Origin of the sequence: Pseudomonas sp. CFBP 13719, from assembly GCF_014842095.1 — a bacterium.
GTDB lineage: Bacteria > Pseudomonadota > Gammaproteobacteria > Pseudomonadales > Pseudomonadaceae > Aquipseudomonas.
On record NZ_JACYVB010000002.1, the window covers coordinates 949620 to 971804 of the forward strand.

22 protein-coding genes and 3 tRNA genes are annotated in these 22185 nt (G+C 51.9%); 13 read left to right on the plus strand and 12 right to left on the minus strand.

Annotation, left to right across the window (positions count from 1 at the left end; genetic code table 11):
• Nucleotides 1-74: 74 nt before the first annotated feature.
• From IFT57_RS10275 to IFT57_RS10300, 6 genes are all read right to left on the minus strand, one after another.
• Nucleotides 75-1223, minus strand: coding sequence for a hypothetical protein (locus IFT57_RS10275; RefSeq protein ID WP_244657282.1), 1149 nt, complete (start codon nt 1221-1223; stop codon nt 75-77).
• On the minus strand, nt 1207-2136 hold the full coding sequence (locus IFT57_RS10280) for a hypothetical protein (protein ID WP_122531532.1): 930 nt from the start codon (nt 2134-2136) through the stop codon (nt 1207-1209). The genes IFT57_RS10275 and IFT57_RS10280 overlap by 17 nt, the downstream gene beginning before the upstream one ends.
• Nucleotides 2133-4982, minus strand: a complete 2850-nt coding sequence (locus tag IFT57_RS10285) for an ATP-binding protein (RefSeq protein ID WP_122531531.1) — start codon at nt 4980-4982, stop codon at nt 2133-2135. The genes IFT57_RS10280 and IFT57_RS10285 overlap by 4 nt, the downstream gene beginning before the upstream one ends.
• A 63-nt stretch (nt 4983-5045) precedes the next feature.
• Nucleotides 5046-5402 carry a hypothetical protein gene (locus IFT57_RS10290; RefSeq protein ID WP_192151284.1) on the minus strand — a complete coding sequence of 119 codons (357 nt, stop codon included), beginning with the start codon at nt 5400-5402 and terminating at the stop codon, nt 5046-5048.
• A 143-nt stretch (nt 5403-5545) separates the two neighbouring features.
• The gene (locus tag IFT57_RS10295) at nt 5546-6232 is read right to left on the minus strand and encodes a condensin complex protein MksE (protein ID WP_192151286.1); all 687 of its coding nucleotides are present in this window, start codon (nt 6230-6232) and stop codon (nt 5546-5548) included.
• Nucleotides 6233-6234: 2 nt separating this feature from the next.
• Entirely contained in the window at nt 6235-7629 is a 1395-nt protein-coding gene (locus tag IFT57_RS10300; RefSeq protein WP_244657283.1) for a hypothetical protein, read from the minus strand.
• A gap of 59 nt (nt 7630-7688) precedes the next feature.
• Between IFT57_RS10300 and IFT57_RS10305 the strand changes: the two genes are divergently transcribed.
• Nucleotides 7689-8396 (plus strand): YfbR-like 5'-deoxynucleotidase, encoded by a 708-nt coding sequence (locus IFT57_RS10305; RefSeq protein ID WP_122531529.1) that lies wholly within the window; start codon nt 7689-7691, stop codon nt 8394-8396.
• Nucleotides 8341-9168 (plus strand): hypothetical protein, encoded by an 828-nt coding sequence (locus IFT57_RS10310; protein ID WP_241032739.1) that lies wholly within the window; start codon nt 8341-8343, stop codon nt 9166-9168. The genes IFT57_RS10305 and IFT57_RS10310 overlap by 56 nt, the downstream gene beginning before the upstream one ends.
• Here the strand turns inward: IFT57_RS10310 and IFT57_RS10315 are convergent, their stop codons facing one another.
• Nucleotides 9169-9762 (minus strand): HAD family hydrolase, encoded by a 594-nt coding sequence (locus IFT57_RS10315; RefSeq protein WP_192151288.1) that lies wholly within the window; start codon nt 9760-9762, stop codon nt 9169-9171.
• 59 nt (nt 9763-9821) lie between these two features.
• On the opposite strand from IFT57_RS10315, the gene ligA reads away from it, so the two are divergent.
• Entirely contained in the window at nt 9822-11849 is a 2028-nt protein-coding gene (ligA, locus tag IFT57_RS10320) for an NAD-dependent DNA ligase LigA (RefSeq protein WP_192151289.1), read from the plus strand.
• A gap of 67 nt (nt 11850-11916) precedes the next feature.
• A complete protein-coding gene (locus tag IFT57_RS26865) occupies nt 11917-12834 on the plus strand; it encodes a CYTH domain-containing protein (protein ID WP_122531510.1) in 918 nt (305 codons plus the stop codon).
• A gap of 85 nt (nt 12835-12919) precedes the next feature.
• Here IFT57_RS26865 and IFT57_RS10330 read toward each other — a convergent pair whose 3' ends face one another.
• The 3 genes from IFT57_RS10330 to IFT57_RS10340 all read right to left on the minus strand — a co-directional run bounded on the left by IFT57_RS10330 (nt 12920) and on the right by IFT57_RS10340 (nt 15028).
• On the minus strand, nt 12920-13798 hold the full coding sequence (locus IFT57_RS10330) for a DHHA1 domain-containing protein (RefSeq protein WP_122531509.1): 879 nt from the start codon (nt 13796-13798) through the stop codon (nt 12920-12922).
• Between the two features lie 57 nt (nt 13799-13855).
• Complete coding sequence (locus IFT57_RS10335; RefSeq protein ID WP_122531508.1) at nt 13856-14248, minus strand: Hsp20 family protein; 393 nt, start codon at nt 14246-14248, stop codon at nt 13856-13858.
• Nucleotides 14249-14431: 183 nt separating this feature from the next.
• The gene (locus IFT57_RS10340; protein ID WP_122531507.1) at nt 14432-15028 is read right to left on the minus strand and encodes a TerD family protein; all 597 of its coding nucleotides are present in this window, start codon (nt 15026-15028) and stop codon (nt 14432-14434) included.
• A 110-nt stretch (nt 15029-15138) separates the two neighbouring features.
• Between IFT57_RS10340 and IFT57_RS10345 the strand changes: the two genes are divergently transcribed.
• From IFT57_RS10345 to IFT57_RS10370, 6 genes are all read left to right on the plus strand, one after another.
• A complete protein-coding gene (locus tag IFT57_RS10345; protein ID WP_122531506.1) occupies nt 15139-15702 on the plus strand; it encodes a hypothetical protein in 564 nt (187 codons plus the stop codon).
• Nucleotides 15703-15750: 48 nt separating this feature from the next.
• A complete protein-coding gene (locus IFT57_RS10350; RefSeq protein WP_122531505.1) occupies nt 15751-17610 on the plus strand; it encodes a hypothetical protein in 1860 nt (619 codons plus the stop codon).
• 10 nt (nt 17611-17620) lie between these two features.
• The gene (locus tag IFT57_RS10355; RefSeq protein WP_122531504.1) at nt 17621-18016 is read left to right on the plus strand and encodes a hypothetical protein; all 396 of its coding nucleotides are present in this window, start codon (nt 17621-17623) and stop codon (nt 18014-18016) included.
• 73 nt (nt 18017-18089) lie between these two features.
• Nucleotides 18090-18710, plus strand: a complete 621-nt coding sequence (locus IFT57_RS10360) for a 3'-5' exonuclease (protein WP_122531503.1) — start codon at nt 18090-18092, stop codon at nt 18708-18710.
• Complete coding sequence (locus tag IFT57_RS10365) at nt 18707-19207, plus strand: hypothetical protein (protein ID WP_122531502.1); 501 nt, start codon at nt 18707-18709, stop codon at nt 19205-19207. Before IFT57_RS10360 ends, IFT57_RS10365 begins: the two co-directional genes overlap by 4 nt.
• Before the next feature lie 95 nt (nt 19208-19302).
• On the plus strand, nt 19303-20388 hold the full coding sequence (locus IFT57_RS10370) for a hypothetical protein (protein ID WP_122531501.1): 1086 nt from the start codon (nt 19303-19305) through the stop codon (nt 20386-20388).
• Here IFT57_RS10370 and IFT57_RS10375 read toward each other — a convergent pair.
• Nucleotides 20385-20564, minus strand: coding sequence for a hypothetical protein (locus IFT57_RS10375; RefSeq protein ID WP_122531500.1), 180 nt, complete (start codon nt 20562-20564; stop codon nt 20385-20387). The two genes, IFT57_RS10370 and IFT57_RS10375, sit on opposite strands and share 4 nt — an antisense overlap.
• Nucleotides 20554-21639: a hypothetical protein gene (locus IFT57_RS10380; protein ID WP_244657284.1), complete on the minus strand. Its 1086-nt coding sequence runs from the start codon at nt 21637-21639 to the stop codon at nt 20554-20556. The genes IFT57_RS10375 and IFT57_RS10380 overlap by 11 nt, the downstream gene beginning before the upstream one ends.
• A gap of 235 nt (nt 21640-21874) precedes the next feature.
• Here IFT57_RS10380 and IFT57_RS10385 point away from each other — a divergent pair.
• The 3 genes from IFT57_RS10385 (at nt 21875) to IFT57_RS10395 (ending at nt 22137) form a co-directional block, all read left to right on the plus strand.
• A tRNA-Arg gene (locus tag IFT57_RS10385) sits at nt 21875-21949 on the plus strand.
• A 14-nt stretch (nt 21950-21963) separates the two neighbouring features.
• Nucleotides 21964-22041, plus strand: a tRNA-Glu gene (locus IFT57_RS10390).
• A 21-nt stretch (nt 22042-22062) separates the two neighbouring features.
• Nucleotides 22063-22137, plus strand: a tRNA-Glu gene (locus tag IFT57_RS10395).
• Nucleotides 22138-22185 lie beyond the last annotated feature (48 nt).

The window sequence follows — 22185 nt, forward strand, 5'->3', positions numbered from 1 at the left end:
AAATCGCAGCTTCCCGCGAAGCGGGCCTGCTGTTGACATTGAATCAGTGGCTGCGCATTTCAAGAATAGGGCTGCTAGCGGATTTCATAGTCACGCGCACCTGGTTTCTCGCCCTTGAGCAGTTCCTCGTTGATGATTGCCTCCTTCACGCGCCTCAGCTCAGCGTGCTTCGCCGTACCTGAGCCCATCCAGCGAATACCAAAGTAGCCCGCACGGTAATGAGGGGATTTCGTGCCGGCAGGTAGGCTCATGGATTCAATGCGATCGCGGATGGGTGTGTAGCTCTTAGGCCCAACAATGATGCGATCATAGGCCCTGGTCAGCATCTTTTCAATTTTGGGTTTTTTCTTGTCTGCGACACTCTTCAGGCGCTTTTCCAGATCGGCAGCTTCGTTTACAACCCTGCGCTCTTCGCGTTCCACGGAAAGATAAAACAATATCTTGGAAAGCTGCTCAGTATTGGACTGCAAGGTTTGAAACAGATCCTTGTACCCATTGTTTGCGATGACGTCGGCATGCTCGTTGAGCTGCTGATGCCTTCTCAGAACCTCGCCGAAGGGCTCGTCTTCATCCTGGATGTAGATACTCAAGGTATCAATGGTGTCCAGCAGAGCAGGGCTCGATCGTCCAGGCAAGCCTATCGGAGAAGCCGTGAATCCCACCTCAAGTACGCGGGTCTTGGCATGAGGATCCAGCTCAAGCAGCTCACGAGCTTCAGTAGCCATGGGCGGGAGAGCGTCGTAGCTGGTTTCCTGGAGGTAGCAACCTTCAAGAATGGCCTTAAGGCCTGCGCCCTCTACTCTGAAGGGGCTTTCACTGCGCTTTTCGGCTGGAGCAAATTCGATGTAGCAGTTGCGCATTGGCGGCGCAAAATAGCGAATCGGAATATTTTCTCGAACCTTTGTGTCGGCCAGCAGCGAATTGAGCCCTTCGGAAACGGTGTAGATTGGGCCGTTGTTGTATTGGTGGCGACTCACCAGGAACATGGTTCGAAAGGCGCCATCATTGAATTTGAATTGGGAGCGCAATTCTTGAAGGGTGGAATTATCACGAGAACGCGCAATGAAATGAGCGAGGGTGTCATTCTGCTCGCAGCAAAACTGAATAAAGGGGTTGGCCTGGCTCAGGAATAGGTTGCGGTACTCAAGTATTGGCCCAAGCGACATTCTTCTTGGCAAGGGCAGGGTCAGCGTTTCTCCCTTGAGCTCATCGATGCGCTGCATCAACTCCTGCAGGTTTGTCATAACTTGGATCTGCCTTTTCCATATCCCAGACAAGGCGCGAGATACCCAAGACGAACTCTTGCTCAACGCCAGTCCCCAGCCGGGAAAGGCGGTCAAACAACGAAGCCACCGGGCCTGGGTAGTTTGCGCACCATTGGCGAACACTATACAGATAATCTGTCTGTTTGGCCCATAGCTCGCGGCTTCCCCACTGAACCAATTCTGCGTCAGTAACTTGAGGTATCAGCATCCGCACGTCCTGACGAACCTCCAAAAGCTTGAAGTAGTTGTGGAAACCTACTGGGTCGTAGTCCGGAGCGATCCAAAGGCTAGCGTTCGCCCATTCTTTCACCACACTGATTAGCCTGGATGACAGCCAGCCTTCATAGTGAATGATTGAGGCTTTTTTCAGTCGCTCTGGAAGACGAGCCCTAAGGCCGAGCCAAGCCTCCCGATTTTCGACCAGAATCACATCACCTTCTGGCTGAGGGCCAGGTTGTCCTTCTTTGAGGATCAGGCCTGAATACACATCATCTTCAGTCGGCAAGCTGACAGGACGCCCGCTGATCAACCATCGAGTATGGCCTGGAAGGACGTTGATCAGAAGATAGGGAAGGGCCCCGCCGCCTTTGCTAGTGCCATGGGCATGGATGCTTGCCGCTCGGACAGGCAGATCGCTCAATGGAGCATCCCCTGAGTAGCTTGCAATCCTCGATTCAAGCTTTGGGATGTCGATCACCACCAAGTGCGGAGATCGTCGGCCCACAGGTGTAGCGATCCGGACAATGCTGGACTGCTTGAGCGCATCAAGCTCCGTGCGCAGTCCGATAGGCCATTCCGAAACCTTGATCGCCTGTTGATCCCTTAGCGTCAGCAGCCATTTGAGCGCGTCCCTGCGCGTCAGGTTTTTCACGACAGCATTTCCAGCTGATCTTCAGCAGGCTGTGGCTGCTCGTGGTTGAAGAATTGCCAGTCCTTCTCGGTTATTACAATGCGATTGTCATCCATCAAACACTCGCTGAGGTTGACGCCCAGGGAGGCGCTTAGCGTGGGATGAACCGAAGCAAAAACGGGTGTGAAGCCCAGATCTTTGCAGTAGCTAATGATGGTCTCCTGGTTCTTGGTGTCGATGCAGTTCGCCTCATCGATGTAGAAGGGCAGGAAGACTTCATGTCGTACCTTGCGGTCAGCCAGGTGGCGCAATAGATTCATGTACAAAAGAGGCTTTTGAGTCATCGTGCTGCCAAAGCTTGCGAGTTGATCGAGCTTCTCGCTGACGGTTTCCTTGCCCTTGGCGTCGACCATGGTGAACTGAAGCTCGAAAAGGTCTGCTACTTCAAGGTTGCCATCACGACCGTCTTCCACAACCCGAGAGAGCCTGTCCAGGGCCCGGCGCAGCTCTGTATCCGATACTGAGTCCACAGCAGCCCCGCCAAAAAGGTCTGCGGTGTTAACCTCGGTATTGGACAGGTGCTTGAGAAGGGTGTCGATCGACTCAAGGACTACCTCATCCCTCTTGAGCTCGATGCTAAATCGCTTGATGTTGGAAACCTTGCGGGCATTGACCATGCGGTTGAAGAGAGTGACTTCGTGCTCCAGCTGCAAGAAGTTACTCGAAAGATCATGCAGACAGCTCGACACCTGAATAACCGCATGATCGTTCAGCCGGGACAGCCACTGACGCTTTTCTGGCAAAGCGTCGAGCATTTCCTTGGCCTTACGCGGCAGACTGCCATCTTCCAAGTGCTCGGAAAGCTGAGTCAATTCGTCGAGAATTCGCTGCTGGCTGGCTGCGATACTCAAGTCAATGCTTCGAACACCCATTTCCAGGCCCCGCAAACGCTCGACGATAGCGGGAAAATCCACTTCATTTAAATCTAGCTCGAACTCGTCATTTTCACCCTTGGACATACCGAAGAAGTCAGCACGCAAGGTCATCTGGCGCTGGGCATCCCGGATAACCTGAAGTTGCTTGTTTAGCTCCTCATGTTCTTTGGTGGCTGTTGAGGCCTCGCTATTGATGGCTTCAAGGTGGGTAGCATAATCGGCCATCGCAACCATGACGTCTTCGATTTGAAGCTCCAGGGCAACGACCTGCTCCTTGGATTCCATGTACTGCTGCTCCAAGTCTTCCAGGCGATCGTAATCACTGACGGCCCCGTTCAAGCGACGGGAATCGGCTTTGAGTTTGACGATCTTGTCTTGAGTGCCTTTTTGATCGAGCGCAATTCTAAGGTTTTGCTCGATACCTTCGACCGTTTGTTGCTGCAGGCTGATTTGAAGCTCAAGCTCAGGTATTTTGTCCAGACCGAAATCCAGCGCAGGCAAAGATTCAAGGTTGATCTTGAACCCTGCACGCTCAACGATGCCATTCTCTGGTAACAGATTAGCCAGAAGGAAAGCCTTAAAGTTGCCACGGGTCTGCTCTTTGAGCATTACTTTAGGCAGGCTGAAGAGGCCAGGGTTCAGGATCCTGGATAGTTCGGCAATCTCTTCATCTCTGAGCCCCAGGGAATGGCCAAGACCATCACCTTCCTTCAGGGTTTTAAGCTGGTGCTGAAGCTGAGCCAAAGTGGCCTTGGCATTTTCCAGCTGGCGAGCCAGAACGTCAGCATTGAATCGAGATGACTGGCTCAGACTGGACTCCAGTTGCATCAGTTCGCGCTGTACAGCGTCACGATTGGCTTGCACCTGCTCACGAGTCGTCAGGGAAACTCGCTGTTTGAGGGCCACCAGTTCATTTGCCAAGCTATCGTGCTGCCCCTTGCGTCGATTTAGTTCATTCATCAACTGGCTGTTAGCTTTGTACGTAGCAGTTAACCCGTCCTTTCGGGTCTGAACCTGGGCCAGGATCTGCCGGCGCGACTCAATGGCTGCTGGATAAGCAACGACTGCCCGTTCTGCATTGACTTTGAGCTGGCGAGTGAGATGGGCACCCTCATCCCGCTTCTCGATCCTGGCTTCGTTTTCCTGGTGCAGCGACAGAATGTCTGCCCGGCGCGCTTCTAGGCTTTTGATTTCACCCGCCTGCAGGGAATATTCCCGAAAAGCCTCGCGTCTCACCTGGCTGAAGTTTATTGAGAGGTTGCTTAGTTTGTCCTCAAATACATTGAGCAACAGGTCTTTTAGATCCCGGCTTTTGAGCACTGTCTGGGTCAGAAGGTTTTTGTAAATTTGGCGGAAAGTGCCGTATCTCTTGTCCGTGCTGTTGGCCAACGGAAAAAGTGTTACGTCAAAGCGACCATTTTTGACCTTGGTGTATTCCCCATAAAGAAGCTGACGCATTTCTTCGCGGGACACATTGAAGAACTCTCTACCTGCCTCCCCCCAGCGAGAGAAAAGCTCGCGATAGGAAAGGATTCGGTTGTTGTCCAGAAGGTCGTCAGTGTCCAAGCCACCCTTGCAGACGAACAGATCGTAGTCGAAACCTGAACCGGGGCCTTTGCCATAGGCTCCAAGGATGAAAGATCCAGCCGGCAGCATCACTTCCATCAAAAGATAGGAGCTTGTGGTCGGGAAGTAAAACTGGCGACTTTCTTTCGGATCGTGAGAACCAAAATTATGGCTGTTCGCCCCGGACGGGAAAAGGATATATTGCATTGATGTCAATATAGTGCTTTTTCCCAAATTGTTAGCACCCGCAATAGATAAGGTTTCCCAGAATGGGAGCACAGTCAGGGAATGTGAACCTGCGTTCACGAGCGCGTAGCGGGTCAAGCCGAAGTTTTTAGGGCTAAGATTCTTGCCTGGAATATCCATAGTAATCACTGATATCTCGATAATTGAAGGGAGTGGATGGTTCGATGCGGCTATCGCAAGGGCTTAATCGCCACCACCACCACCGCCACCATCACCACCACCCCCGCAGCTGCCACTACCACAGTCCGAACCACCATCAAAACCTGAATAGCCATCTGAACCGGAAGAAGATGTTCTATTTCGTGAGTTTGTGGCTTTGCGATCAGCCTCTTTATGAGTGCGAGTACGCGCCGCCATCTCTTTTTCGAAAGCGCTTGGGCGAAACAGGTCAAATACCCAGACGATGAAGAACCCTGCCGCTACAGTTGCCAGAACAATTATGGCAAAATCAGACTCCAAACCTCCAAAATCATCCTTCAAATAGGGTAGCTCCAGTGCGAAACCAACAATGCCAAGGGTGAAAAAGATGAAAAATTTCATGAATATGCTCCAAATTAGTATGAGTGCTGGGGTCGTTTCCAGGTGAAAGGGTTGTCTACTCCACCGTCATCACCACAATCGATATGGATGTCGATAAAATGATGAACACCGAAGCGCGATGAACCCTCTTAAATTCACGATGGCTACAGGATTACCGGCAAAGTATCTTGAGGATAGTCAATGTGATCACCCGCCTCAGGCGTCACTGATTTTGCGAGTTTTTTGGCGATATCAAGATAGAAATAGGTTGGGATGCCAAAGCAGTAGGCAGTCTCCCCCTTACTGTTTTGCTGTGTGTGCATGACCCCGGCTTCACAGAGCTTTTTCAATCCGTTGGCGATGAACTCCTCCTGAGTGCCCAGGCCAAGCTCGGAAAGCCTTTCGCGATGATGGTCAACTAAAGACGAGATATCCGACAGGCTGATGGGGTCTTCGCTGTTGATCATGGACTCCACAGGCAATCCACGATCCGACATGAATTCCACCGTGCAGAAAATGGCCGCAGCCATCTGCCGCTCCCGCAAATTGATGACCTGGCCGTCTTTGGGTTGCAAGTAGTAAAAGCCCGCAGGATGGTGGGCAAGAATGTTGCCTCCCAATGCAAGGATGTCACCGTAGGCTTTGGCATGGCGATTCAGTTCCTTGTGCAACTTGATGTGGCCGCTTGAACTGATGAAGGTGCCTGAATTGAGCTGAGCCATGATTTCTGCGCTGTTTGGCAAAAGTTCTCGAAGCCGCTGGGTGCATGCAGCAGTCGCCTCCACTTCCTGCGCCAGGCGCAGCGCTTGATCCTGAAGCTCGTTGGTTGCAGTGTCGGTCATGATATCCATGGTCAGGATGCCTTGTGCGGAATGAACGTAATCTCTTCGACGAAGAAGGGGTTTGGTTTTTTCTGAGCCTTGCTCGTCAACGAGCGGCGATTCATCACAATGGTCAGTTCTTCGAATTCGTAGCTAACCATTTCATCGCAAGTCATGAGGAATCTGCGTAGGTTGTCGTCATGACTAATCACATGCAGGGCCTGGCAGAGATTATCGACCTCAGCCAATGGAAACTGGGCTCTCAGGGCCTTCATGGTGTCATTCACGGGCCGCTGGGCTTTAAGCCAATGCACCATCTCACTCACAGTGGTCGAGCGTGTTCGGCTCTTGCGATTGACTGTAGCCTCATCCAAATTGACGGTGCGTTGTTCTTCAGGCCGATCGACGCTCATTAGTCTTGCGTGAAATTCAAGCAAGGTGAGAGGGTCGGCGCGGCGAGTAGCGCGCACGCGCCCAGGTAGTTTGAGCTGTTGAGACACCTGCGGTGAAAGGGTCGACTTGCTCAAATGTCTGAACGCGAGAGCCGCCCCCTGGCTAATCTGTGTATTGATTCGAGCCTGGTTGACCAAGGGGCCGAGGGTGCGGCTCATCAGGTCAACTGACTTGTCCAGAACCTCACGGAAGTCGAGCATTCGAAATTGCACTGACTCTAGCTGAGCCCTGGCATCGTCTGAAGACAGAACGCTCATGCTGTAATCTTCAAGCCAGCTTTGAAATTCGCGTGTGGCCTGGCTCATCACCAAGCTGAATGGCTGACCAGGGCTTTTCATTTGCAGTGCGGGGGTCACGTAGTCGTCCCATGCCCTGATTACCTTGGCGTAGCGCTCTGCGACACCCAGGTTGCGATTAGCCTGCTTTGCATCGTCGACCAGTTTGTAAATGGCTTTGGTGTTCTGATCCACCAGGCGCTGAAGGACATAGAAGCGATCCTCCATCTCGCAGCATTGGGCAAAGAAGTCTCCACGCTTGCCATCGAGCAGTGCAAGTCGGATGCGGTCGAGGTGAGCGTGCAACGTATCTGTGTTGGCGGTGATTTCGGCAATCAGCCCGAGCTTCTGTTCTTCGAGGATGAACTGAATGAAGGGGGTAAGATGGTTGTTGAACAAAAATCCACGCCCACCGCGTTTGTTTTCTGTAAGCACGCCCGTTGAAACAAGCCGATTTGCCAGGGTGGCAGGTAGCTGCTGGTCGAAACCGGCATTGGCTCGAATCGCCCGAAACAGGTCAGATTCAGAGAAGACACGGCCTTCGTGCCGGCTCCATATCATGCTGAGCACGGGCCAGGTGTCTGTGAGTGTCTTGAGAAATATTTCGGGTTTCATGGTGAGCTCCGCAGGTGCGGGCAATATATTCAAAACAGCTAGCATTGTCAATTTACCTATAAACCGTCCCGTTTTCAGATTCATGCCATAAGCCGTTTTTTGGTATCGTGTGTTATGCTGTATAGATAGACAGTGAGGTACTCATGATTCGCTTTCCGATCGCCAATATTGCTCGCTCTGCTGACGTCCGTCGGTGGCATACCACCCCTAGCTACAAGGCACCCAGCATTGCTGAACACACCTGCCTGGTGGCCCACTACTCGCTTTACTTGCTTACTGGCATTGTCGAGCAGCCTACTGCAGAGCAGGAGCTCAAGATCCTCAAACTGGCCTTGTGGCACGACATGAGTGAAACCATCACAGGGGATGTTCCAACGCCTCTTAAGCGCTACCTGGAGTCATTGTTTCCAGCTGGCCAGTCCCCTCTGGAAAAACTCGAAGAACGACTGTGTGAGCCTTACGCAATCGCCAAAGAGGATGCCGATGGGTTGTCCAAGATCATCATGAAGCTGGCAGATGTTCTGGATGCTGCGCATTTTGCCCAAAACGAGATCAAAGCTCGTGCGAGCAAGGCGATTTTCGATGAGCGCAAGGCTGCCTATGCCAGCTATGTAGCCAAGGGCGAGGCAGAGTACCCAGACTATAATTGGCACTATGCTCATGAGCTGCTAGAGGATCTTATGACCTCTGAGCCCGTCAGTATTGCATTCACAGAATTGATGGCGCATGACGCAACCCCAGAGCTCTTGAATTCACCTGCTGTCCAGTGGGAGACTAAGAAAAAAGGTTCTTCTGATGCAACTACTTGGGCACTTATCCGCGAGCTTGGATCCCGAATCTTCCGATTCTGATCCACTGCGCGTCACCTATCGCCAGGTCAGCAAGCTGCCTAAGTGGCAAATGCTGGTTCTGGCCTTTGAAGACGGCTTCAAACACGTCGATCTGAGGAACCATCAGCGCGACAAATCTGTGCGTGCCGATTTTCTTGCCGACGAAGTGCTTTTTCGCTTCACGAACAAGATTTTGTCTTCTCCAGGGGCTTTGGACTTGTTCAGGGATGCGGAGCAGCTCACCATTCAGATGGACAAATTGCACAGAAACCTGAATAGCTCACTCGAACAAGTTGATAGTTTTCCAGCAGGAGCAACCCATCCCCATAAATTCCTGGAAGCAGCTAGCTTCATGCTCGCTCAAACCAGAGGGATGCTGGGCATGAAGGATTCAGTCAAATCAGGGACACGTCAGGTTAGAGCTCTGCTGTATCCAGAGCCAGTCAAAACAACACCATCTGCCTTGGATCGTTTTTTTATGTCCCAGGCTGATGATGGAGCGGAGCGCGAGCGTGAGTCTATCAAAGCCTTTTCAGAGCCGACTTTGAGCGTAAAAGTGCTACAAATGGTGAGCGGAAACGAGCTGGCAAGGCCTGGCCACTTGGTTTATGGCACGGCGACACTCAAGGTCTACCTGCCCATGATGCTCAATGCCTTGATTGAAGGTATTCCGCACTCGCTTGAGCAGGCCAGCTTGCTGGAGTATGTGGAATCTTCACGGAATCTTGTTGGCCATCTTCAACGGTGTCAGAGGCAGGTCGACCTTTTGACCGCCAGTGACCCCCAGCCGTAATCAGTCCAAGCCAGGAGTGTGGTCGTCCAAGCCCCATTTCTGCTGATCAAGCTTGAACCAGCGCTTTTCTATCTTCCGCACATTGGGCTCATCAGCGATGTGCACCAAAAATTTGGTTACGCGTTCAAGGTGGCGATCGTTCAGGTCACCTTTAAACTCGTGCGCCAGCAGAAAATTTCCATAAAAATCCTTGTACACTGCCGGCTTGTCATCCAGAGCGATAATCTGAGCGAGCTGGTACTGGGGGTGATGCTTGATGATTTTCTTCAAGTCTTTGTAGAAGGGAAGCCCATAACCTCCCTCTACCTTCAATTTGCATTGCAGACTTGAATACACGTCCACAATGGGGTGGCGCTGAGGCCAGAACGCATCAAGCTTGGCATAGACATACGCAGGATCCGTATTGCTCCAAACGATGAAGTCATAATGGGGCGCCACAGCGTCCAGCATAGCTTCAACGCCAGGTCGGATGGTGACATAGAGGTCTTTTACTAGATATTGCCAATTTTCGAAAGGGCGCTTTTCTGCATAGAGGAGACACTCATCCAGATCAAGCACAAGCAGCTTTTTTGCGGTTTTCTCTGGTTCATTCATGGCTAGCTTCTCATAAGGATGAATTTCCTATATATTGCCATCATATCAAGGAGCCCACCATGACAATCAACCCCCGCGCCGCCGAACTACGCCATCTGATTGACCAAGCCAATTATCGGTATCACGTTCTCGATGAGCCCACGATCACCGACAACGAATACAACGCACTGTTTCAAGAGCTCAAGGCAATTGAAGCTGCCGACCCCTCCCAGCAGACCCCAGATTCTCCGACCCTGAAAGTCGGCGGCTATGTCGCTGTCGGTGGCCTGCAGCCGGTCAAGCACGCTGTGCGAATGCTGAGCTTGGATAACGCCTTCGAAGACGCCGATTTCGACAAATTTGTGAAGGCGATCGAAGCTGAGATGGGCATCAGTGAGCTGGAATACGTTTTTGAACCCAAATATGACGGTCTTGCCATCTCCTTGATTTACGAGAACGGCATTCTGATCCGAGGTGCAACACGTGGTGATGGCGAAACCGGTGAAGATGTAACTCACACTGTCCGCACCGTTAAGAACATTCCCTTGAAGCTACGCGGCGACTTCCCAGCCCATGTGGAGGTTCGTGGTGAAGTGTATATGCCCCGTGATGGCTTTGAGGCTCTAAATGCTCGTCAGATTGAGCAATCACTCAAGACCTATGCAAACCCACGTAACGCCGCTGCAGGTTCGTTGCGCCAGCTCGACAGCGCCGTTTCCGCCAGCCGCCCACTGGAGTTCTGCGCATACAGCCTGGTTACAGCTGATGGCCTTCGCCCCAAAACTCATATCGAGTCGATGAACTTGGCCCAGAGCTGGGGTGTGCCTATCACACCAGGGCTGCAAGTAATCAAGGGCTTTGACGCCGTCAAGCTTGCCTGGGAGGATCTGCTCAAGCGACGCCCAACCCTCAACTACGACATCGACGGTATCGTTTTCAAGCTCAATGATGTCGAGTTGCAGCAGGAGCTCGGCTTTGTTGGTCGTGTGCCGCGCTGGGCCATTGCCTGGAAGTTTCCCGCTGAGGAAGTCGATACCATTCTGATTCAAGTCGACGTTCAGATCGGTCGTACCGGTGCAGCAACCCCAGTTGCGCGTGTTAAGCCTGTGCAGGTCGGCGGCGTGGTCGTCTCCAATGTAACGCTGCACAATTGGGACGAAGTCGAACGACTGGATCTGCACGAAGGCGACACGATCATCATCCGTCGAGCCGGTGACGTGATTCCTCAGGTGATGATGTCCGTGGCTGATAAGCGCATTCCTGGCGCCAAGCCGATTAAGGCGCCTACTCACTGCCCGCGATGCAACAGCGAAATCCTGAATGACACCGATCTGGTGAGGAAGAAGGGCGTCTTGGTGGAGGTCAAGCTGGCCTACCGTCGCTGCCAGGGTGGGATTGCGTGTGACGCACAACGTGAAGAAATGATCATTAACGCAGTATCCCGTGAAGTGCTGGACATTGATGGGCTGGGTAAAACCACAGTCAAGACGCTTTGCGATCTGGGCATTCTGAAAGACCTCTCGGACGTCTTTGCTTTGACCTACGACGATTTGATCAAGGTTGAAGGCATGGCCGATGCCAGCGTTAGAAAATTGCTGGCATCGATCGATAAGGCCAAGCAGACAGAATTGCCGCGCTTTCTGCGGTCGCTGGGGATCCGTGAGGCGGGTGAAACCACCGGTAAGGTTCTGGCAAAGAAATTCCTGAGCTTCGATCAGATCGTCAACAAGACCTTCGAAGAATTCGTGGCCCTGGAAGATTTCGGGCCGAAAAAAGCAGGCTACCTGGTCAAGGCATTTACGCCTGGATCACCTGTGCTTGAGATGGCGGAGCGCATGCTGAGCTTGGGTGTGAATATTGCACAGGTTGCTCAGCAGGATACTTCCCTGGCGGGTCATACATACGTGTTGACTGGTACGCTTACCCAGCTGTCTCGGGGTGAAGCGAAGGCCAAGCTTGAAGCCAAAGGCGCGAAGACATCCGGAAGTGTTGGCAAAAAAACCACTGCCCTGATCGCAGGCGCTGATGGAGGTGGAAAGCTTGCGGATGCCGCCAAGCTTGGCATTCCGGTGCTTGATGAAGATGACCTGATGAGACTGATCAGCTAACCATTGTTTTTGCCTTCAAAAGCCCGGAGTTGATGCCGGGCTTCTGCATTTGACCGAGGAGATAATTGTGACATTCCCAAATATGGCAGGACATCACCCTGATATCGACAGCGTCTTGAGGCAGGAATTGACTCAGGCCGGCATTGAAGTTCACAGCTTGCAATTTTTGCTAAATGGCAAAAGTGAGGTTAATACCTCCATTCGCGGTAGCCTGCATGGCTGGGAGTTTGAACGCTCCTGGTCGTACTGGGTAGCGACAGGCCCTGGCATTGATGCTGATACAGCAGACGCGCTACACAACACCCATGGCAACACCGTGCGTATTGGCGGGCATTGTGGTTCTCCCAGCCCGCGTGAATTCTTCCAGGGACTGGGGTGCGGTCATTACCATGTGGATGATCAACAGGGTTTGAAAGCACTGGCCGATGCGATCCTGTCGGTGGTTAAGGCCAATGCCCCTGATTCCAGCCAGAAGTATGCAGAGCAGAACTCAATTGGCGATGAGATCGAGCGCAAATTTTTGGTCAAGGATGGATGGCGACCCCAGGTTGAGAGCAGCTCGACCCTTTGCCAAGGCTACCTCAATTCTGATCCGGCCAGAACCGTGCGTGTACGCATTCAGGATGGCAGAGCGGTTCAGACCATCAAGGGTCTGAGTGACGAATCGGGTGAAAAGCGACCCGAGCTGAACAAAAAGCTGACGTTGGCAGAAGCAGATTTCATGCTCGATCTTTGTGAGCCTGGCATGATCGACAAGACACGGCATTACATTCCGGCAGGCGAGCATCTCTGGGAGATCGACGAATTCCATGGCGCAAACGAAGGCCTGGTGGTTGCTGAAATCAGCTTCAAGACTCAAGGAGAGGATTTCTTAAGGCCAGAATGGCTGGGGGAGGAGGTAACGGGACGTCTTGAGTTCTATAACTCTTACCTTGCCAAGCACCCGTTCAACAGCTGGGTCGAGGATAAGGCGCCTGACGCCTGATATTTCCAGAGGTGGGCAAGGCCCCCATTTCCTGATTGAGCCAAATAGAGGGCGCAGAGAGCTGTTCTGGGCCCTTCGGAAAGGATTATGGGGTCAACCCATCTTCCTTGATAAGCTTGCGCTCTGAATCAATCAGAAGGGCATTGAAGGCTTTCTTGGAGATCGTGGCTCCAGCAGCTCGCGGATGACCATTGCCTCCCATCAATTGGGCCAGCCTTTGGGCGGTATGACCAGCAATGTCTCTAAACGACAGAGTGACCTTTCCGTCAGCGCGCTCCGACCAGATCAGGGTGTAAGCCTGTGTCTTGTTTGACTGAATGCTGCCGATCATGCTGGCCAAAGCGTACGGCCCGTTCACAATCCAGCCATTTTCTCCGTCAATCACGCAGGGTCGAGCTTCGTTTAGAATGCCTTCGATCAGCGTCGTTTTGTATTGGAACAGCGGGCCACCAATGTCCAGTGCACGTTGGTAGAGACCAGGGTCTTCCATGTCCTTGATGAGTTTCACGAACGTTGGAATGTCGAGTGGATGTTGCTCCAGGTAGGTGATGAAAGCATCAGTGCCAGGCATCTTTCGGTGGAACAAATCGTAATCCCTTGCATGCTCAATCATTCTCGGCAATTCATGGCCTTTGAAGAAGTAGTTCCACGCCAGGGTGGCCCCGCTTTCATTGACGTCGTAGACCAGCTCAGTCAGCGGCATGTGAGCAATTTTGCTGATGGGTTCCTCATGATGGTCAATGATACGGATCTGACAACCCTTGGCCATGAGCTTGTTGATCGTTGGCTCATCAAAGCTGAAGTCGAGCAAGATCAGCTCGTCACGCTCAAAGGAGTCCAGATCCAACTCTTGGTATTTTCCCGGAAGGTACGTGACGCTGTTGCCAAACTTCATAAAGGCAACGGCAGCTGCGGTCATACCATCCAGGCAGTTGGCGTGATAGATCACATAGGTTTTGTTCACAAATCTCTCCCATAGAAAAAGGGGGCTCAAGTGCCCCCCTTCTGGCCTGCAACCATTTTAGCCGATATTGATGGTCTTGAGCTTCTGATCTTCGGGGATCACCGTTTCGAGCTTGATCTGGAGCATGCCGTTGAGGTATTTCGCATCCACAACATGGGTATTGTCTCCCAGGGTGAAGCGATGATCAAAAGCGCGTCGAGCAATGCCGTGCTGGAGATAATTGATCTCTGCAGCTTCAGGAATTACACCTTTGACGCGCAGGACACTCTTCTCGGTTGTCACCTCGATGTCACCCTGGGCGAATCCTGCGACAGCCAAGTGAATCTCCACCGTAGAGTCGCCGGTCTTGATGATATCCATTGGGGGGTAGTTGGGGGTGCGAGGTTTATCCAGAATGGTCAGTGAGTCGAACAGCTGGATAAGGTGCATGGCGAGAGGTCGGGTTTGCATGTTAAGTCCTCCTAGAGCGACTTTTTATAGTTGGGTTGCACGTCCATCAGGCACGTGAGCTGCACCGGTTTCGATCGCAGCAATTTAAGACTAAATCGAAGTAAAAAGCACGTCAATACCTGGATAATTGAAATTTCACAAAAAAACCGGCACTTGGCCGGTTTTTTTATCAGAACCAATGGCTTACTCTGGATCAACATCCAAGCCAAAGCTTTTGGCCAGACCGTACAGTCCATTGATGTAGCCAGCGCCGACCGACCCTACTCGCCATTCATTGCGGTGGCGATACACCTCAATCATTACCAAGCTATCTTCAAGCTTGTATTCTTCCTGAAGAGAGAAGCGCAGAATCTCTCGATCGGTATCGCGGTTGACGACACGAGCGTAAGCATTTTCGACCATGCCAAAGGTCTGTTTGCGCTTTTTGGAGTCGTAGATAGTGATGGTTACAACAGCTTTATCGATGCGCGCCGGCAGGGTTTGCAAATCAATCTCGATCTGCTCGCAGTCGTCGGCCCCAGTGCCGCCTTTCTTGTTGTCGCCCAGGTGGCGAACCGACCCGCAAAGCGATTTGCGATGTCGAGTGCTGTAGAAGATGAAATCTCGACCCTCTTCCACCATGCCCTGGTCGTTGAGCAGGAATACGCTGGCGTCCAGGTCAAAATCTTCACCTGTGTCACATCGCTCTTTCCAGCCCAGTCCGATCAGCAGGTTCTTGACGCCCGGATCGACCTTCTCCAGAGAAATCTTTTCGCCCTTTTTGAGGCTGATGCTTGCCATGGTTTGACTCCTTGCTTGGTTGCATTTGAGACGATTTAAGCATAAATTGACACGTATGACAAATGCGGTAGATAGCAATTTACCCAAAACCCATAAACCCTGAGGCCTCCATGTTCACAAAGACAGCTCAGCACCCTGTACATTACGTTTTTGGCTGTATCACTCACGCCCCTCTGGTCTTTTCCGCTTGGGCGCTGGAGGACTTCAGCTATAAAATGCGGTGGTTGGCCCTGTATGTATTCACCTTGTTCACCGCTGTCACCATGTCGGTGAATGCTGAAGCCGGCATATTTGTCGGTGTGTGTGTCATGTTCATCAATGGCTTCATTGCTCTTCCAGCCTTCATGGCCACCAAAGGAGAAGGCCCTTTCGCTTTGCGGTTCAGCAATGCTTATGGCAATGCCATCCTGGCCTGGCACGCCTTCTTCGTCGGTTTCTATTTGTTTGTGATGATGTTTGGCCTGATGATGATCCTCTTCAGCATCGCGTGGACGAAAACAACCGTCAGTGTATTTTTTGGCTGTGTCTCCGCTCTGTACATGGCATTCACCATGCAAATGGCTTCGTCATCAACCAAAAACTTCAAGCAGTGGGTTGTACCCCTTGCCTCCACGATTGCTGGGGGCGGGATGTATTGGTTCATGCAGTGGAGTATTGCAAGCTATCATGGTTGATGCTGTCGCACCGCAGGGTTGATACTGGGGAAAATGGAGATTGTTTAGATGAACCTCACCTCAGAAGTATCAGAGCTTTTTGTCAAAGCCCTCAGCAGCGGCCAGAAAGAACTCGCTGCCGCTCTGGCGCCCTTTACCTCCCTCACGGAAATGATCTTCAAACTCCGTGATAAGGAGGGGTTTGACTGGATCGCAAACGCAGGGCTTTTGAGCCGGTCATCCTATACCCGTGATGAGACCGACAAACTCGCCTCCAAGTCCCTTTTGATCAGTGAGGACTACCGAAAAGCCCTTTCTGGCGCCATCGCAAAATGTGATGATAAAAAATCCCTTGAGCATCTCTTTGAATACCTGATGCGCTCAGGCTTCCATGACCTGGCACTTGAGATCGTCGAAAAGGTTCCAGATAGGGTTGATATGTCCATCAAATTGGGCAGTGAATTTGATTTCTGGCGCAAAAGCCAGGGTGGGCAATCCTGCCTGTACGCTGTTGGTTCTGGATCCTCTATCAAGTCCACGACCCTCAAGATCATGGACATGCTGGGTGTTTCTTTGCCTTCATATCTTGCAACCAGCGAGTACAGTCAAAGCACTTACTACAACGACACCTGGGAGTTCGAGCGCTTTGCTGTGCAGGTCGACCTTGTAGCCTCTACCATGGCTTCAGAGGGTGTTCAGATTCCCCACCTGGCTTTTAAGGCAGGCCATGCCTATCTGGATCACAGCGCCATGGCAAAAGCCTTCTTCGAAAGTCGGCACCATGCAGAACGCCTGGGCGGATGGCATGCCGATGTCTTTCCATCCCTGGTGCCGGTGATCGTGAATGATCGGGATGCGCCTGCGGTGGCAAGGATGGGTGGATTTATCCTCTCGCCAAAATTTGAGTGCGTGGTTACGGATGCCAACGGCACTCAGAGCATTCATCCTCACCATGGATTTGAAGATCGGAGTGGAGCGCTTTCGGCTGATGAGGTCATGCTGGCCACTTCATTTCTCAGTTACGATGCTGTGAGCAACCTGCGCAGCGATGAATTCCAGTCAGGTCAAAAGATCGCACTGCTGCGGGCTGAAATGATTCCTGCTCTCCACATGGACGACTCCACCCCCAGCAAGGCTCTCAGCTTCGCCATGCGGCACCATCGCCCAGAACCCCTGCTGCTTGCAAAGCAGGAGAACAACTACTGCAGCGATTATCTGAACACACGTCTTTACCTCAAGGGCGCAGATCCTGTCTTCATCACGTCTCGCGGTAGGCAGGCCTCGCTGGGCATTACCAGGGAGCTCACGCTTAACTCAAGCATGGCAGGTCACTTTCAATCAAAATCTGAATTGCAGTGGCTCTCCACATGGATCCGTGGGAATCATCATCCGATTGAGCGATATTCCTTGCTCAAGCACGACCCTGCGCTCACCAATGATCAGAATGTTGATCTGATGCTCGAAACCATGAATCGTTATCATGCTGCGCTGGGCGATGGTGTTCAGTACAGGACACGTGCGCCGGTAGAGTTCTATGAGTTCCTTGAAAAGAAAAAACTAGGCCTCACCCTTCCGATTGAGTTTGAAGTCCTCAATCACAAAGATGCTGAAGGGTGGAACCTCCATGCGCGTCCGCGCCTTCGCACAAGCCTGGGTTACAACAATGCCGGCCTGATGAAGACCATTGGCAGCAAGCCTGAAGATTGGTTGAACAAAGCTGTTCGCATCAAGGATGAGGCAGTCAGGCAGGCTTGCATGGGGCTTCTGGATCGGCTGCCGCTTGAAGAAGTGGTTAAGCTGGCCACTACCCAAGCCAGGGCAGAATTCCTGCTTGAAAATTTTGATCTGGCGCCTATTTCTGAGCAGCTTCCTGCTCGCTTGAGAGACCGTGTCGTGACCAAACGCTTTGCTATTGATTTGGGCCTTTAAGGAGTCCGCCATGAACAAAATCATGACTTATCAAGACATGTCCTTTGCGGACTACACGCCTTTTCTGGCCGATAGCATCCAGCAGATTCTGAGTAAGGGTATGGTGCTTGAACACAAGGAAATGACTGTAGTATCAAGCACCGCTGGGGAAGGTTTTGTCGATCCCCTTTCAAATGCGAGGGTGATGCCAGAACGCACCGGCATCTACTCCAGGGACGCGGTGGGAGCATGGCGCATTATTGGTGAGCCACACCAGATGGACGATCTTGCCATGCACCTTGCAATGAAGACGCCACTTAACTCACGCTACAGTCTCATGGTTGACCTGCTTGAGAAGGTGGCCTCGGCTCCTGTTGTGCTCCAGCGCAACTCTGCAGCAGCGCAAGAGGGGTTTCAACCCCGGTAATAGAGCTGATTGATGTGTCGACAATTATTGGGTAAGTAGCTAGTATTAGCCCAATATTTTTCCGGTAGCTCCCATGGACACCATAGTCGACCACATCAAAAAACAGACTCTCAAGCGATTTCTCATAGGAGTTGATCTTGAGTGCACCTGTTGGCCAAACGAGATGTTTGGGGCCCCTGACAGGTCTGAGCGAGAGGTCATTGAGATTGGCCTGGCCGCGATCGACATGGAGACTCTGCAGATCGTGGGGACTCATTCTGTGTTGATCAAGCCTGAGCGCCATCCGGGCTTGAGTACATTCTGCACATCCCTGACAACCATCACCAACGAGATGATTCAAAATTCACCCTTGTTTGGTGAGGGGCTCAGCCAGGCAATGGATTGGCTTAGCCAGTTTGAGGATGATTACGCCTGGTGCTCCTGGGGAATGTTTGACCTGCATCATCTTCAGATGGAGAGCGCGCAGAAAGGCATAGAGCTAGAACTGCGTTCCTCTTTGCACTTCAACGCCAAAACGATCTACAGTCAAAGTCATCCAAGGCTCAGGCGTCGTGGTATGAAAAGTGCGCTGGCGCATGAGGGAGTTGAGCTATTGGGAGAGCATCATCGCGGAATAGACGATGCAACAAACATGGCTAGACTGATCATCCACGAACAAAACCAACGACTTGCTAGAGTGAGGACGCTGCCATGATGATGCCCAATGACGTACTGACGCTGGATATCGAGGCATCTGGATTGACCGCAGAGTCCTATCCTGTATCCATTGGCGTCGCCGGCAATGACCAGGCGTGGATCTGGTACGTGACACCCTTGGGTGAATGGGTAGAGTGGTGCGAGATTGCCGCAGGAATTCATGGGATAGATCGGGATTTCCTGCTTTCCCAAGGTCGCGACCCGTTTTTGGTAGCAAGGGAAATGAACGCCATTTTCAAAGGCAGATCTCTGATGGTCAACAGCGAATGGGATCAGGGCTGGCTGGCCAAGTTGTTTGATGAGTCCGGCGTACGGTGTGCATTTGAAGTCAAGCGCCTGGATCAGGTATTTGCTGCAAGCGTGTGCCATTCAATCAATGACGCCTTTGAGTCGGCTGAAGTGCCCCACGAGGCCGACAAAGACGCAACTGTTCTACGCGAGGCTATCCTCGCAGCCCTCGCTTTCCATGCGCAAGCTGAAGATCAGTGCGGCTGAGCCAAGGCGGGCTTGAATCATAAGGCCTTGAAAACCCTCCAGTCGAAATTGATTGAGCGCACCCTGGACTGCTACGCTGGGGAAAAGGGAAGCCCATGAAGCATTATTACGAATTTAGAAACAGCGCAGAAAGCGAGTTCCTGTCGGGCAGCTTACTTCCGACTCAAGAAGCGCAACTCTTCGCATCGCACTGGCAGTCAGAATCGTTCTGGTCATCACTGGGCGTAAAGCTGAGCTCAGAATCAAAAGAGTCCCATCGAAGTCCATCTGAGCGCTCCGAATTTTCAGTCATCAGAGATCGCCACATCCAAGGGTTGCTTGATTTCATTCCCCATGCCAGCACCCAGCACCGAGGCATGATACTGGATCAGTCCCTACGCACATTTCGTGAATTTGGTTTACTGCGGGATCTAAGTGATCCGTTCACCTTTCCCCTGACCAGGCTGATGTCGGACATTGGGCCTGGTGGGCTTTCAACGGTATTGAGTTGGGCTGTGTGCCTACGACGTCATGAGTGCTCGGTGGCTGTAGAGCCTGATGCCTTGGCCGCTGAGCGGGCAATGTGGCTTGCCAGCTTATTAGTGGTAGACCCTCTCCAAAATGTGGATGCAATCGAACCCTTCGAAGCAGAAGCTGCCATCTGGCTTTTGCTGAACAGAGCTGTGGCTCAGGGTTTTCAAGGCGTGGACTACCAAGATTCCCTCGGCGCACTGCGTCAGCTGGCGACTAAGTCAGAAGTAAGTCAGTTTCCGGGGTGGCCGATCCTGCACATCCTGAATAACCCCGAAGGTTTTGAAGGGGTCAATTGCACCCCTAATGTTCAGGCTCATCCCTTTGAAAAATCAGAAATGAATGTTGGCCAACTGGTGTGGGACACTCCAATTCCGGATGTGATGAGCGAGGAAGCCTGGTCGCTTTATTTGGCCAGCGAAATGTCAGACAGCCTGCACTTCGCGACACAGATTGCCAAGAAGCATTCTGGCACTGTCACACCCAGAATCAATCAGGTCATCAAAAGCTTCATAGCCGATCAACCTCATACTTTCATGCAGGTTGAACTCAGTGCCAAAGGTTTCAAAAATCTTGAAAGCCTGGGGATGAAGCGCGAGGTGCTGATAAAGCACCCCTCGACATCCAGAGTGTATGCCGAGGTGCTTATTGGCCGTGATCTTGGTCTCTAGTGAACCAGGGAAGACGGGCTCTGTGTCAGGCTGTCCAGAGATTTCTCCAGCATGTCGCAGGCTCTATCAAGGGCCTTGAACACAGGGTCGTATTCCCTGACGATGGCCTGGCCATCCATCAGGTCTTCATGGGTCTGCTCTGTCAGGCGTGCGGTCTTGACGTCATTAGCGGGCATGCTCAATTTCCAATTCTCGGTGTGGCAGATGTCTGCCAGCATAACGCATCAATGGAGTGCTGGCATCCTGATCAATCGCCCTGGAGAGCTCAATCTCCATGATATTGCGACGGCGGGCGATGCCAGGCGAGACCCTTACCTTGAAGTCATTTTGCTCAAGCCAGTGATCAAGCTTCATAGTGCTTTTCTCCAGCCTTCTTGCTCGCCCGAAGTATAAGCGCTCCAGAGCCTGCCCAGCTGATTGACTGTGGAAGCCTGCGCGAATCGCCCAAGCTCCGGCGATCCTTTCCCTGGAGTGCGATTTTACCAGAGCCCTGTTCAACCCCATTACTGCCGTAGACACGATATGCTTATTGGTAGCGCTAGGAGAGTGTCTGTAACGATCTAGGGCCAATGTCAGTAGGCGAGTTTGTTTTTCAACGATCAGAGCCGACTGGGAAAGCTCACGCATCTCGCGACGCATACGCATCTTGCGCCAATTGTTCAGGTGCTCAGACAGGGGGTTTCTGGCCTTGTCAGCAGCCTTGACCATATCGAGGGTCTTATTCTGAACCTGCTTGAATTCAGCGTGCTCCAGGGCCTTCTGAGCCACTGCTGCCGAGCGCTTGTGGCGAGGAATCAGCTGCAACTCATGAAGAAGGTCTTTTCCAAAGCTGCCTTTGTACTCAAAAGAATTCTGAAGCTGGATCCCGATCGTGTATTCGAGCATTGACTTCAGGTCATCTTTGGAAACATGGCTTTTGGGGGTTCCAAACAGAAAGGCAATGGAGGCTTTGTGATCGGTTACAAAAGCATCAAGGGCTTCGTCATAGTGATTCATGGGGGTATCCGCGACAGTCAATATACTTCCAAGATGCCTTGTGAGATGGCAGCGGGTAAAGGCATCCAAAGCAGAAGCGAGCAGATCAAAATTTTCTTGATTTATTTTCAGAAAAAGGTGTTGACAGCGCGGTGATGTGTGGGCGATTATCAATACATATTGAAAACCACACGGAATACCTGAGATGAACACTTTTGCATTTGAACGGTTTGACGAACGTCGCGAAGATCGCGATGATCGCCCGTGCTTCTGCATTTAGTAATCTCTTCGGAGGGCTAAATGCCCTCCAGACAAGAACCCTGGAGGAAACTCCGGGGTTTTTTTATGCCCTTATTATTTGCTTATGGTGAATTACATGATTATTGATATTTGCATCCGCGCTCGGCGTGACGAGCGAGAAGATCGTTGACTTAGTCCTTCCTTAGATTTAAAGGGGAGGGCGTCGCACCCTCTTGGAAACCCCTGGAGGCGTCGCTTGCAGGGGTTTTTTGTTTCCATGGTCTAAGGGATAAGACGCGGGCCTACGAAGCCTGAAGTGCAAGTTCGATTCTTGCTGGGAACGCCAGTTTTATAAGTTTTGCGCATATCGTCTAGCGGTTCTAGGATGCCTCGTTCTCAGCGAGGAGGACACGGGTTCGAATCCCGTTGTGCGCCCCAATTTAGTATTAAGAGTAGTTAGCCCTATTCTTCTAGTGGTTAGGAATCCGCCCTTTCACGGCGGCAACAAGGGTTCGATTCCCTTATAGGGCGCCAGTTTTGGATGTGTAGCCAAGCCAGGTTTAAGGCACGCGACTGTCTATC